This is a genomic window from Singulisphaera acidiphila DSM 18658 (assembly GCF_000242455.2).
Classification (GTDB): Bacteria; Planctomycetota; Planctomycetia; order Isosphaerales; family Isosphaeraceae; genus Singulisphaera; species Singulisphaera acidiphila.
Genome location: NC_019892.1, coordinates 6,396,571 through 6,411,571, shown reverse-complemented (window position 1 = coordinate 6,411,571; position 15,001 = coordinate 6,396,571). Strand labels below are relative to the sequence as shown.

The window sequence follows — 15,001 nt, the reverse complement described above, 5'->3', positions numbered from 1 at the left end:
GACATGGAGGTCACGGCGATGATTTTCCGTCGAACGAGGGTCGTCCTGCTGGTATCGACCGCCTTGGTCTCGGTCTCGGCGGCCTGGCTTCAAGGCGCGGATGAGCCAGAAGAGAAGATCCGTGACGGATTTGAAACGCCACGGCCGGTCTGGCGTCAGGAGCAGACCGACGCCACGATCAATCTCCAAGAGCATGAGCGATCCAATCGCGCGGCGCACTCGGGCCAGACCTCGGAGCGGTTCCATTTCACCGCCGGGGTTGGCAGCTCGTTCTTCTATAGCTATCCGCTCCCCCAGGTCGTCGTCAGAGAGAACTTGAAGGTGGAGCTGTTCGTCCGATCCAACCGGGTCGGTGTCCGGCTCTATGGCCGGGTGGTCTTGCCGAAGGACATCGACCCGAATACGGGTCAGCCCTCCTTCGTGATGATCCCAGGGACCGGTTACGAGAATAACGATCGCTGGCAGCGGATCGAACTGACAGGCCTGAGCCCGTCGATCGAGCGGCAAGCGCGGGTGCTCCGGGCGGCGACACGTCGCCCCGTGGACGTCCAGGGGGCCTACCTCGAGCGCGTGGTCGTGAATCTCTTCGGAGGCGAGGGGGAAACCGAGGTCTTCCTCGACGACCTGGAGATCTCGCCCGTCTCCCCGGAAGCGCTGGCCGCGTTCAGCAAACCCGAGGCCCCAAGCCCCTCCTTACCCGCGCCGGCCTCGAATCCGGAGACACCGAAATCCACGTCATCGAGCACGGCCCGCGTCAAGCTCGACGGCATGAATAAACTCCTGCGTCGCGGTCCCGACAATCGTGATTACGACTGGTTCGTCACGGCGATCAGCGCGCCTGATGCCGATGTGGCCCAGATCAGCCATCATGGGTTCGACGTGCTCGCCGAGAAGGTTGACGCTGAGCCCGACCGGATCAAGGAAGCGTTGAAGTGGGGCCTGCAGTTGATGCTCGACCTCGACGCCACCCTCGAAGGGAAACCGATCGAGCCCGACCGGATGTTCGCCGCCGCCAACAACTCTCCGTTCCGCGACCAAGTCGCGTTCTGGAATCTGGGGAACCACCTGGGCCGCGCCATCGATCCCGAGGCACGGAAGCTGGAGCTCGAGCGGATCAGGGCCGCGGGGGCCGCCCTCCGGGGACTTCCCCAGGACGTCTCTCACCTGACGACAGCCGGGGTCGATGGCGAGTTGCCCCTCTTTGCCAACGGTCCAAAGCGGCTCTCGATCATGACGATCAGCCCCAATGCCTGGGGATCCGCTCAAGAGCCGATCGATACCTACAGGTTCTTGAAGCAGCGGAGAGACCTGACGGCCCTGGATAACCCGGACGGTCTCTTCTTTGCCTGGCTCCCGGCCTCTCCCCCCCTCTCCGTCCAGGCTTCGATCTGGGGGCGAGATCAACCCCCCTCCTGGGGCACGCCGCGCGTGCAGCCGGAGCAACTCCGCCTGTTCACCTACCTCGCCCTCGCGGCCGGCTACCGAGGCATCGGCTTTCGGGGCGATGCCGGGCTGACCACCGATGAAGGACGAGCGACCCTGATCGAGATGGCCTTTCTCAACATGGAGATCGACCTCTGCGAGTCGATCCTGGCCAACGCCAAGGGTTCGATTCCGCTCTACGACACCTTCGACCCCGATCCTCCCATCCTCCCTCCTCTGGGAAGCTCGCCCACCTTGAAGGTCGTAAAGACCAAAGAGATGAGGCCCCACCCGAGCATCAAGGCGGCAGGGATCGGCACGCTCGACCACAAGGGAACCCTCCTCTTGGTCACCGACTTCGCCGGTGGCGCTCAGTTTCAACCTTCCCAGATGGCCAAGCACAACCTCAACATCACCATCCAGGCCCCCGAGTCGGCCCAGGCTTTCGAAATCAGCCCAGGTGATGTGAAGGCGATCGACATGCGTCAGCGCGTGCCGGGGGGTGTTCGGATCACCTTGCCCGATTTCGGCCTGACCAGCCTGATCCTGGTGACGACCGACCACGGAATGGCCGATCGACTCCTCAACGCCATCAGCGGAGTCCGTCCCCGTGCCTGCCAACTCGCGATCGAACAGGCACGAATTCAGCTCCGCTTGGTCGAAGAGACGACCAACCGGCTGATCGCCGACGGCCATACGCTCTACAACCCGAACGACCCAAAGATTCCGCGACTGCCCGTGGGTGCCCGTCCCCCGAACGAAGAAGAAAAGCTCCTGAAGCTGGCCGACTCCATGATCAAGACGGCCCAGGAAAACTTCGAGCGGATGGATTACCCCCTGGCCTGGTCCGAAGCCAGACGGGCGGGTCGTACGCTCCGCCACCTGATGTTCGCCCAATGGTCGAAGGCCTATGGCGAGATGTCCAAGCTGGTCGCCCCCGAACCGCCCAAGCCCGCTCCGACCCGCCGGGGGCGTATGACCGTGGATGAGCTCAAGGCAGAGCAGGAGGCCGCCAGGAACCGGACGCCGATGCTGCTGATGCCGTTGGCCAGCCCGCCCCTGGTCAGTTATTACACCCTGCCACAACACTATATCTGGCTCGACTGGATGGCCCGCTCCTTTGGTGCCAACCTCGTGAAGGGGGGGTCGTTTGACAACCACGCCACACTCGAGTCGGCAGGCTGGATCAACCAGAGCTACCAAATTGACGGGATCACCTCAAAAATCTTGTCAGTGGCCAGCGAGGATGAACCGGGACAGCGATTCCTGAAAATGAGCGTCGAGCCGACTGACAAGCGGCAGCTCGACTCGTTCGCCCCGTTCTTCGACTTCCCCGCCGCAGCCATCCAAACCCCACCGATCCGTGTCACGGCCGGCCAGTTCCTGCGAATCTCGGTACTCGTCCAGAAGATGAACCCCTCCGCTGCGGGGCAGGGAGGGCTCATCATCACCGACTCGATCGGCGGAGAAGCCTTGCAGTTCCGTAATGCCGGCTCGATCCCCAAGTTCTCGAAGGTGGTCCTCTTCCGCCGAGTCCCAGCCGATGGCGTGATGACCGTGACCCTGGGATTGGCCGGATTCGGCGAGGCCTACTTCGACGATCTCAAGGTCGAGACGGTCGAAGGATCAGCCCCCGGCCCTCTCGACCAGTATGCCGACAATCCTGTCAAACGGACGATCCCCGGCTCGAAACCGGCCGCCCCCGCCACGGGTGCTCCTGCCCCCGCCACTGCAGCCGGCAAGCGAGGGGTTCGGCGCAGCCCTGTAAGACGGTAATCGAACCCGCCAGAAATTTTTTGGGGGCCGTTCTCCCGAACGGCTCCGACAGATTTCGAGAACCAATCGCGCCCCGGGCTTTCCCTATGAGAGCCCGTCAGGCGCGAACTTCGCCGCGCGCTCCATCGTATGTTAAACTACAGCGATCCGAGCGAAAGAAGCGAACCGGTCAAGGTTCCGGCCCTCGGCCCGGCCCCGGTCAATTTCCAAGCTTTGGGAACTATCCGCCACGGTAGGCGTCCAATTTCTCTGGAGTCGCCACCTGACGGACGCCTCGCCGATCCCGGTCGACCTTCAGACCTTACGCCGTTCGATTGAAATCGGAACGGACGTTTTCGCATCGCGTTGACGCTGGGTTCACCCCTGTGCTAGCGTGAGGCCTTTTTTGAAGGAAGCGGGCTCGACGTACATGGCACGGCCGCTCCCGACCTTTTCTGGTCGGGATTCTGAGTTTGCACCACTACCGAATCAAAACAACTTGCGATAGGGCCCCCCGGGGCGCGCGACAGGAGACTGACCGCATGGCGAAGATCCAGGCCGTCTGGGCGCTCGACGTTGGCCAGGCCGCACTGAAAGCCCTAAAGCTGGTGCCGGGCGAAACGCCCGATCATGTGGTGGCCGAAGCCTTCGATTACGTGGAATATCCCAAGATCCTTAGCCAGCCTGACGCCGATCCCGATCAGCTGGTTCGCGAGGCTCTCGAGACGTTCCTCGAACGCAACGATTTGAAGGGTTGTAAGGTGGCCATCTCCGTGCCTGGTCAGGCCGGGTTGGTCAAATTCATCAAACTCCCGCCGGTCGAGAAGAAGCGGATCCCCGACATCGTCAAGTTCGAGGCCCGCCAGCAGATTCCGTTCGCGCTGGAAGAGGTCGTCTGGGCCTACCAGCAGATCGGTGATGACGATGGGGATTCCGACGAAGACTTCACGATGGCTGAAGTCGGCCTCTTCGCCATGAAGCGTGACCAGATCAATCGGGCAATTCTGCCGTTCCGCGTCTGCGGAATCGAGGTGGACATCGTCCAGATGGGTCCGATCGCACTGTACAACTACATCACGTTCGACCAGATCAAGGAGGGGCCTCCCCCCGCCTTCCCTGGCGCGGAACCGGCGGCCGAGGCTGAGGCCGCCGAAGCGGAGGCGGCCGAAGCCAAGCCACCGACCAAGTCAGGCGGTGAGAAGGGGTCGATCGTTCTGATCGACATCGGTGCGGATAACACCGACCTGATCATCACCGACGGAGTCCGCATCTGGCAGCGAAACGTGCCGATCGGCGGCAACCACTTCACTCGCGCTCTGACCAAGGAGCTGAAGCTTACTTTCGCCAAGGCCGAGCACCTCAAGCGAAACGCCACCAAGGCCCCCGACCCGCGCTCGATCTTCACGGCCATGCGCGGCGTGTTCAACGACTTCGCCAGCGAGATCAACCGCTCGATCGGCTTCTACGGCAGCGTCAACCGGAACGCCAAGATCTCCAAGGTGGTCGGCCTGGGCAACGGGTTCAAGCTCCCCGGGCTTCAGAAGTTCCTTCAGCAGAACCTGAGCCACGAGGTCGAGAAGCTGGAGACGTTCATCCGCCTGGCCGGCGACGACGTCAAGACCTCACCTCAGTTCCAGGAAAACTTGCCCTCGTTCGGCGTCGTCTACGGCCTGGCGCTCCAGGGACTGAGCAAAAGCCCGCTCCGCACAAACCTGCTCCCCCCCGAAATCGAGCAGGTCCGCATCATCCGGGCCAAGAAGCCGTGGGCCCTGGCCGCATCGGCCCTGCTGATGCTTGGTTTCTCAGCCCTGTTCCTGGGCGACTACCGAGTCCTGGCCAAGGTCAACACCCAGCCGTTCAATGACGCCGTCGCTCAGGCCAAGAGCACGACCACCAAGGGTTCCGGCTTCGCTTCCGATTTCGAGGCGGCCAAATCCGAGTGGAAGGCCAAGTTCGACGAGGGCGATAAGCTGGTCGCCGGTACGACCGATCGCGCCAAGTGGCCCGACTTCCTCAAGATCCTCAACGATCACCTGCCCGACCCGGTTCGGGACTACAAGCTCGATCCCAACAAGCCGGCCGACCAGCTCCGGCTCGATCGGCTTCGGGTCCATATCGACGCCATCAAGCCGGCCTGGCGCGAGGACCTTGATACCGAATGGTTCAATGCTCCTGCCCCCAAGGGGCTGACCCAGATCGGCAAGGACATGATGCACCAGCTCGATCGCACCAAGCCCCCCACTGGCGCGGGCTGGGTCATCCAGGTCATCGGCCACCATTACAACCCCAACCCGCTGAACCCCAAGGAACGGTCGATTCCTGAAACGAGCCCGCTCCGTACCGATTTCGGTCCGTATCAGTTCATCATCAAGAAAATCCTTCCGAAGCTGAATGCCCCCGACCTGCGGCTCTATGGGATCCACCACCCCACTCTCGCCTGGGCCTTGCAAGATCAGGAATGGACCAACGAAAAGGCGAGCATGACCAACGGTCTGGCCAGCACGACCATCCCGATTCTCGACCGTGCCAAGCCCGCCGTCGTCGCCACTGAAGGGGGCGAGGGAGGCATGATGTCCGGAATGATGCCGGGGATGATGCCCGGAATGGACACGGGCTCGGGCATGGGCATGGGTATGGGCAGTGAAGGGATGATGTCCGGCATGATGCCAGGAATGATGCCGGGGATGATGCCGGGGATGGGAGGCGGTTTGGCGGCGAAAGAGGCCAAAAAGCTCGTCAAGCACACGCGAACCGACTTCCTCCTCCAGTTCGTCTGGCAGGAACCGAAGTCCGAGGATGTGCCCAAAACCCCGGAAGAGCGGACGGCCAAGTTGCAAGAACTCAGCAAGGCGCTCCAGGAGGCTGAGACGAACAAGACGATGATCACCGCCGAGCGAGAAAAGGAGATCGAGAAGGAGTCGCTCAAGCAGTCGCAGGAAGTGCAGAAGGCGATGATCCAGGGAGCGGCAGCCGCAGCAGCGCCGGCCACAGCAGCCCCAGCGACTCCAGGGGCCGCACAGGCGACGCCCAAGTGACCTGACCTTATTTCGAGCGAGGCGGTCTCCCGCCGCCTCCGATCGACTTCAACGTCTCGAGCCGGCACGTCGCGGGTGATCGATCGCCCGCCGGTCGAGACGTCTCCGATCCAAATCAACCACGAAGGTCGCCGCAACCATGGACCAGATCAAAGAAATCTTGCGACAAGCGATCAAGTATCGCTTCTGGATCGCCGTCGGCATCTCGGCCCTGCTCCCGATGATCGCCTATGCCATCGGCTCTGAGCCGATCAAGAAGAAAGCGATCGAACAGACCGGGATCATCACAGGAGCCAAGTCGGGGGTCGAGAAGTACGCCAACGGCGTCGTCCCAAACGACCAGTACAAGCCGATCGTCAACGCACAGACGGAAGTGCTGAGCAAGGACGTCAACGTCTCGTGGGCCAAACTCTACGAGCGGCAGGCACCGCTCTTGACCTGGCCGGAGGAAGTCGAGAAGGAATTCCGCGAGTGGGGCAACAAGTGGCCCGAAAACGTTGATGCCAGCACCGTGCAGATCGCCATCATCAGCTACGCCAACTCCTACCCCAAGTACGTCACCGAGGTCTACAACTCCTTCCGGCCGTTTGACGTCATGGAGGGGACTGGCGTCGTCTCCGCACCACTCGAAGCCGTTTTGCTCAAACCAGCCTCGCTCGAAGTCAAGGGCTCGATTGTTCCGAGCCTGGGCAAAGTCTGGGGCGCCCAAGAGCGGCTCTGGATCCAGCGGTCTCTCCTTGAGGTCGTCAACGAGGTCAACAAAACGGCCAAAGACTGGGACTCGGCGAAGATCAAGCAGATCAGCCTGCTCGACGTAGGCACCACCACCTCGCAGGACCAGATCTCGATGGCCAAAGGGGTGCAGCTCGTCGAGGCCCCCACTCTCGACCCGCCAGGCACCGAGAGCGCAGCCACGGCAGCCCCTGCGGAGGGTATGAGCGCCGACGCCGGGATGATGCCCGGCATGATGGGCGGCGCACAGCAAAATCGTGACGCGGTCTTCTACATCCAGACCGAGAGCGTCCAATACAAGATCATGCCGTTTCAAATCTCGGTGCTCATCGACCAAAGCTATATCCCGGAGTTTCTCGTCGCCCTCGAGAACTCGCCGATGGCGATCCAGGTCTCCGAATTCTCCATCGCGAAGCCGGCGACCCGGGTCGTCAAGCCGGTGAAGGGGAACAACATGTGGGGCAGCGACTCGATGTATGGCGGATATGGCGGCATGATGCCCGGCATGATGCCCGGCTCCATGAGTGGCATGACCGGCTTCGGTGGAATGTCCTCCGGAATGATGCCTGGAATGATGCCCGGCATGGGATATGGAATGGGCGGTGGGATGGGAGGAGGAATCGCCAAGAAGGGGGTCGACGCGCGGACAAAAGACCGCCAAAAAGGGCGAAAAGAAGAGTTGGATAAGGCCAAGAAGACCACGGCCATCACCATCCACGACCCGTACTATAACGTCATCGAGGTCACCGTCTACGGCCAAGCTCGGTTCTACAACTCCCCACCACCGGAACCGGTCGCTGAACCCAGTCAGTCAGCCGATGGCGAGATGGCCCCTGCCGATCCGAATGCAGCCCCCGGCGACGCGCCCAAGGCCGAGGACGCGGCCAAGAAAGACGACGCGCCCAAGGCTGAGGACGCGGCCAAGAAAGACGAAACACCCAAGGCCGAGGACGCGGCCAAGGCTGAGGACGCAGCAAAGAAGGACGACGCTCCCAAGGCTGAGGATGCAGCAAAGAAGGAAGATGCCCCCAAGGCTGAGGACGCGGCCAAGAAAGACGAAACGCCCAAGGCCGAGGACGCGGCCAAGAAAGACGACGCGCCTAAGGCCGAGGACGCAGCCAAGGCTGACGATGCGCCTAAAACGCGATGACGGGACAACGATCGAGTCGAAGCTCCGCCGGTTGGGATCGGCCCGCATCCGACCGATTTTGCCGATAGGTTCCGAGAGGAGTTGCCACCATGGCTAACGCGTCGGTTGAAAAAATCAAAGCCTTGGGGCTACGTCATGGCGAAAAGGCCGTGATGGGCGTCACGGCCGCAATCTGCCTCATGTTCCTGTACATGGCGGCGACCCGACCCACAATTGAGACGACCCCCGAAGAAGTCAGAAAGGCCGCCAGCCAGGCGGAATCCAACATCAGCCGAAGACAGGGCGAGGAGGATATTCTCAAGCTTCTCGAAGCGGAGAACATCAAGAACCCTAACTTCGAGAAAATGGTCGACGAGCAGGCGAGCAACAAGATCGATGCCATCGCCTTCCGCGTCGCCAGTCCTTGGGTTTCTCCGGAGCCGGGCGCCGGCTTGATTCGAGACACGCCCGAGTTGATCGCGCCGACCCAACTCGTCGCCTATCCGGGCCGTGGCGGCGTCTTGATTTATGAGATCAAGGACGGGGAGCGCGTTCCCCTCCCCCCCGAAGATCCCAATGCCCCCCAGAATGGTCTGCCCCAGTCTCGCCTCAATCGCCGGATGCAAATGGCGAGTTCGGGAATGATGGGGGGCGGAATGATGACCAAGAAGCAGCAAGAACAGGTGAACAAGAAGTTCGAGAAGGACACACAACGCGTCAAGAGTCTGCTTGTCGGCGAGGACAAGTCGAAGGCTAAAGAAGCCGAGAAGAAAGCGGACGCAACTGCTGGCCCGTTCAAGGAGACCACCAAGGGGCTTCGCTGGGTCTCGATCACGGGGGTCCTCGACTACAAGACCCTGCGGGAGAACTATCTCACCGCGCTCAAGCGGAAAGAGGTGGCCTACCCCCACTTCAAGCAGGTCGACATCGAGCGTCAGGCCCTTCAGGAGGATGGCACCTGGTCGGAATGGGAACAGGTCGATGCCGAGAAGAATCACGAGGTCCTCGACAATCTTCCCGAACACGACGAAGAATGGGTGCCTGACCCGGTCCGCCTCGAACGCCTGGTTGACCCCCTTCCGTTCCTGAAGGCAGGTTACTGGGAGAAGGTCCACGTCGCGAGCCTCGTTCCGAAGGAAAAGAAGGAAGTCGCCAAGCCGCAGCTCAACTCCGGAATGATGCCAGGCATGATGGAGGGAAACATGATGCCCGGAGGCATGGAGGGGGGAATGATGCCCGGAGGGATGATGAACTCTGGGATGATGGATATGTCGATGATGGAAATGGGCGGAATGGGCATGATGGGTGGAACGGCCTCCGATGACATGAGCTTCGTTCATAACGAGGAAGAGTTGCTCATGGTTCGGTCGCTCGACTTCACGGTCGACCCCGACACGTCCTATCGCTTCCGGCTGCGAATCGTGGTCTTCAACCCGAACCTGAAGCGCGAGGACGTCGCGCCCGGGGTCGACAAGAACGCGATCGAGCTCGCCGGTCCCTGGAGCGAACCGACCGAAATGGTCTCGGTCCCGGCCGATGTGGCGACCTACGCCCTTCAGAAAGTGGCCAGCGTGGGGACGACCGACCAGGTTCAGTTCGAGGTGACCAAGTGGGATCCCGGCAACGGCGTGATGGTCGTCCGCCGATTTGACGCCGGTCCTGGAGACGTCATCGGCAGCCCCTTCGTCGTTGACATTCCAAACTCCGATGGAACAGGATCCAAGCGGGAAAAGATCGACTTCAACAGCCGCCAGGTCGTACTCGACGCAATGGGAGGGTCCAGGCCCATTCCCAAGGAGATCGACAATAGCCGCTTCGAGGTTCCGGCGCTTTCGCTGGTGGTTCGCCCCGACGGGTCGGTCGCGATGAAGAACCAGGCATTCGATGAGCCCAACGAGGTTCGTAAGAACGTCCTGGAGACTTACAATCGCGAAAAGGCGGAGGCCAGCTCGAACAAGGCCCGCGAGAGTTCGTCGTACTTTGGCGGTATGCCGGGGATGGGTCCCTGACATAGGCCCGCCCTCTCACTTCGCGGACGCGTTTGCCCAAGGCCCCCGACGGATCTCTGTCGGGGGCCTCTTTTCTTTCGAATTTCGGAGTGGCCGATCGCCCTTTTTTCGCCAACGAGACGTACGCGGCCGGTGTGGAAAATCGTAAAATTCCAAAAAGGCAGCTTGACCCCTATTCTCGTTCAGGGTAAGACACCGCCTCGTCTTCTCCCCGTTCTGGGTCGCATCGTCTTGATCTCGCACCTCTGACTCTCAGAAGCCCCACGACAGCCGGGTGAAGAGCCGCCGCCCTTCGGGGCTATGGCGCTAGCGAAGACATCGGATTCACGTCTCCCACCGCGGAGTCAAGTCAGAGACCGTCGCCAGGGAAGTCGGCGGTCGTCTCCGTGTGTGGCGAAAGGAGGTCGCGTTGGGAAGGCTTAGAACGCTCGCAATCCTCTTGACCCTCGGCGCGTGGGGTGGGGCCACGGATGGCGCTCCCCCTGAGGACGCGGCCCGCCCGGTATCATCGCCGCGCCCCGCAGCGCCCGTGCCACCTGTCAGATACCTCGAGGCGGGGGCCCGGTTGTTCAACAGTGGCCAATATGCTCTGGCCACCCAGTATCTCACGGCTGCACAGTCCTATCGGGACCAGCTCTCGGTAAGCGAAAAAACTGTCCTCGACGCTTATTTGAAAGAACTCTCACGCGTACCGGCAGACACCGCAGTTGCACCGGCCGGTGCGACCAGTCCGACCCCTGGGGGGACGGCCCCGGCCACTCAGCCGGCACCGTCGACTCAGCCGGCCTCAACGCCTGGAGCTAACCCCTCCAATGCGAAGCAAGAGGCTGACTGGAAACTCAGGTCGGCCCGCGAACAGATTCGCCTGGGAGACTACGATGCGGCCACCCGGCTCGTCAACGAAGTCCAGGTGATGAACGTGCGTTGGGGGCTGTTCGACGACACCCCGGCCAAGGTGGCCGACGCCATCGAAAAGGCCCGGCCCAAGGTGGCGGCAAGCCCGGCAACCAACCAGCCCCGCAGCCTCGACCTGGCTCGCGAAAAGGTGAAGCAGGCCCGTGCTCTACTGGCCAATAACCAGTTCGAGCAGGCAGAAGCGCTGGCCCTCGACGTTAAGTCTTGGAAAATGTCCTTCGGCATCTTCGAAGATAATCCCGAAAAGGTCGCCTCGGCGGCTCGCGCTCTGCGTCGCCGTGACCAGCTCCGCGCCAGTCCTCCCCGAGAGCAGCCGAGCCTGGGCGTTTATGACGTCCTGGTTCAGGAAGCTCGGCACCTGATGTCGACCGGCCAGTTGGATCAGGCCGCACTGAAAGCACAACAGGCCCAGCGGATGAACGTGGTCCCGCCGCTGACCTCCGACCGCGCGGAAACCGTGCTGCACGACGTCGAAATGGCTCGTGCTCGTCAAACGCCTGCCGGAAATCCATCCGCGATCGCCACCGCAACGAAGCCAGCGGCCGAGTCGCAGAGCTCGATTGTTGAGCATGAGGCCAACGAACTGCTGGCCCGGGGCGATAGCGTGGCCGCGTCGGCCAAGTTCTCCGAAGTCGAACGCCTGAGGGCGCGAGAAAGCGGAGCGGCGCCCGCGACCGATGCCGCTGTCCAGAAGGTGCAAGCTGTTGTCGAGGAAACCCTGCCCGGTCTCCCCGACCCAACCGAATCAAACACCGCTCTCCCCACGGCGGCCATTCCGCCCGCGACCGAACTGACGGTCCCGCCAGCGGCAGAACCCACGGCGGAATCCGCTCCGCTGGGCAGAGGAGAGCAGATTCTCTCCGAAGCGCGGACCCTCTACGGCCAGGGCAATTACGCAGCAGCTCGCCAGATGGCCGACGATGCCAAGACGGGTAAGCACGGTGTCGATGCCCAGGCCGATGACCTGATCGCTCAGATTGCTCTGGCCGAACAGGGCGGTGCCCTGAGCATGTACGAGTCGGCCCTCGATGCTCTCCGCAAGGGAGAACAGGGACGTGCCCGTGCCCTCTTGACCGAAGTTGCTGCCTCGGGCGGTGCTCTTGACAGCGGCTTGATGCAGAAGGTGCAGGACCTGCTCGCCAAACTCCCCGGCGACGACTCGGGGAAGGCCACAGCTTCCGACCTCCCTCAGCCCGGACATGACGCCGAGGCGTTGGCGGCCCAGAAGCTCAACGCCGAGGTCGGCACCAAGTCCGCCGAGGCACGACGGTATCAGGAGACGGATCCCGATAAGGCCATCGCGATCTACGAAACAACCCTCCGGTCGGTCAAAGCCAAGTCCTCGGAACTCCCCGAAGCCGTCACCCGGACGATGGTCCGACGACTCGAGGTCGCGATCGAGCTGGCCAAGAAGGACAAGGCCGCCTTCGACGTTAAGATGCTCGACAAGAACGCCAAGGCTGAGATCGAAGCCAAGCGACTCCGAATCTTCGAGGCGGATAAGGCCAAGAAGACGCGGATGGAAGAACTGATGGCCAAAGCGACCACGGCCATGGCCGAGGGGCGCTACCAGGAGGCCAACAAGTTCGCCACGATGGCCCAGGAAATCGATCCCAACGAGGTGTCGGCCACCATCCTCGCGTGGAAGGCGAACGTTCAACGCCACTACAAGAAGGACCTCGAGAACAAGGCCGCCAAGGAAGATGCCGCCCTCGACACCTTGCAGATGGTGGATACAGCGGCCATCGCCGACCCTGAAGTTCAGATGAAGGGCATCAAGTATGCCGAGAGCTTCAAGGACATGACGGCCGATCGGCTGCGGATGAACGCCAAGCTCGAGATCAAGAAGGACGCGAAGACCATCTTTATCGAGTCCAAGCTCAAGGAACGTGTTTCCTTGAACATGGAAGCCCAGCCTCTGGCCGAGGCGGTGGCGTTCCTCACCAACTACACGGGCCTGAACATCGTTCTCGACCAAAAGGCGCTTGCAGATGTGGATATCACCACGGCGACGCCCATCTCCCTGGTTGTCTCCGATATCCAGCTCAAGAATGCTCTGAAGCTGATGCTCAATCCGCTGGGTCTGAATTACAAAGTCGAGAACGAGGTGCTCATGATTACGAGCCCTCAGACCTCGATCGATTCGACCTATCCGAAACCCTACTACGTCGGTGACCTGATCATGGCCCCCCCTCGGGGACCGGCCAACCCCCTGAACCCGATGGGCCTGCTCGATAACCCGAGTAATCCGGGAGCCAACGGGGTGGGGGCACAGCAAATTCCGTTGGCCAACGGCGCAAGCACCGCGTCGAACAGCGGTCCGAATTCCTCGGCGGGTGATCGACCCAAAGCGGATTACGGCCCCTTGATCCAGCTCATTACCGGCACGATCGCGCCGAACTCGTGGAAGATCAACGATGTAGGGGGGGGCGATTCCTCCTCGGGCTACGGCATGGGTGGCGGCTTCGGGGCCGGTGATGGGGGTGGACTGGACACGACGACGCCGATTGGCTCGATCACCCCGTTCTTCCTGAGCATCAGCCTGATTATCCGCCACACGGCCGAGATCCACGACCAGGTGGCCGACCTGCTCAAGCAGCTCCGACGTCTTCAGGATCTTCAAGTCTCGATCGAGGTACGGTTCATCACGCTCAGCGACAGCTTCTTCGAGCAGATCGGTGTCGACTTCGACTTCGATATCCACTCGAAGACAGTTGGCAAGAAGAGCACCTTCGCGATCCCCAACCCAGCGCAATCCATCTTCCCAATTAACGGCAGCGGCGGCATCGCCGGAGGTGGCACCACCACCGGTGGGGGTGGAGGTACGCTCGGCGGAGGAGGAGGCGGCAGCACGCTAGGCGGTGCCGGTGGCGGTAGCACGCTAGGCGGAGGAGGAGGCGGCAGCACGCTAGGCGGTGCCGGTGGCGGACTCGGCGGCCAGAACGGCGGCGGTCTTGGCGGCAGCGGTGGCAGCACGCTCGGAGGCGGCGGCGGTACGGGTGGCGGACAAGCGACGCCAGGTGCTTACATCGTTAACCCCTTCCGCGACTATTCGCTGGGCAACAAGACCCCGCTGACGGTCGGCCTCGCCAGTGGCGGCATCGGCAATTTCTCGTCCGACCTGTCGATTCCATTCCAGCAGGATAGTGCCGCACAGAGTGCTCCGACGATCGGGCCGGTGAATTCGACGGCGGGTGCGACCTTCGGGATCTCGTTCCTCAGCGACCTGGAAGTGTACCTCTTCCTGACGGCCGCCCAGGGCGATACCCGGTCCAACATCCTCCAGGCTCCGAAGGTCACGACCTTCAACGGTGCCCCGGCGTTCATCAACAACACCCAGACGATTTACTACATCTCGTCGCTGACCCCGATCGTTGGCCCCGGCTCGGTCGCATTCTTGCCGCAACCGACCGCGTTCCCCAACGGCGTCACGCTGACGGTGACCCCCGTGGTCTCCGCAGACCGACGTTACGTGCGAATGACCCTGTCCCCGGTCTTCACCGTCATTGAGGCCTTCCAAACCCTCTCGGTCCCCGCGGCCGTGGGTGGAAGTGGTCTGGGTGGTGGCGGAGCGGCCATCAACGCGACGATCCAGTTGCCCCAGTTCAACCTCACCACCGTGAATACAACCGTCACGGTGCCCGACGGAGGAACCGTCCTCCTCGGTGGTGTGAAGCGGCTCAATGAGCAGCGTCAAGAGTTCGGTGTCCCCGTGCTCTCCAAGACCCCCATGCTCAACCGCCTCTTCCGCAACATCGGCATCGGCCGGACCACCTCCAGCCTCATGCTGATGGTCACACCGCGCATCATCATCCTCGAGGAAGAAGAGGAGCGTCTCGGGATCCCGGCAATGATCAACTGATTTCGCCTCGAAAACTTCCCAATGCGACCGGCCTCCGGGGGAACCACCTTCCCCCGGAGGCTTTTTTCGGTTTTGCTGGAAAGGAGAAACGGCTCCCTGCGAACCGCCTTGAGACGATGCAGGGAACCTCCCGCTCAAGCTC

At 62.1% G+C, this 15,001-nt stretch carries 5 protein-coding genes; all 5 read left to right on the top strand.

From position 1 onward, the window contains the following. Window positions 1-18: 18 nt before the first annotated feature. Complete coding sequence (locus tag SINAC_RS25150) at window positions 19-3,198, top strand: hypothetical protein (RefSeq protein ID WP_015248380.1); 3,180 nt, start codon at window positions 19-21, stop codon at window positions 3,196-3,198. Window positions 3,199-3,719: 521 nt separating this feature from the next. After that, a complete protein-coding gene (gene pilM, locus SINAC_RS25145; protein WP_015248379.1) occupies window positions 3,720-6,212 on the top strand; it encodes a type IV pilus assembly protein PilM in 2,493 nt (830 codons plus the stop codon). Between the two features lie 139 nt (window positions 6,213-6,351). Next, entirely contained in the window at window positions 6,352-8,094 is a 1,743-nt protein-coding gene (locus SINAC_RS25140; RefSeq protein WP_015248378.1) for a hypothetical protein, read from the top strand. Between the two features lie 89 nt (window positions 8,095-8,183). After that, complete coding sequence (locus SINAC_RS25135) at window positions 8,184-10,082, top strand: hypothetical protein (protein ID WP_015248377.1); 1,899 nt, start codon at window positions 8,184-8,186, stop codon at window positions 10,080-10,082. A 409-nt stretch (window positions 10,083-10,491) separates the two neighbouring features. Then, window positions 10,492-14,859: a type II secretory pathway, component PulD gene (locus SINAC_RS40830; protein WP_015248376.1), complete on the top strand. Its 4,368-nt coding sequence runs from the start codon at window positions 10,492-10,494 to the stop codon at window positions 14,857-14,859. Window positions 14,860-15,001: the final 142 nt, after the last annotated feature.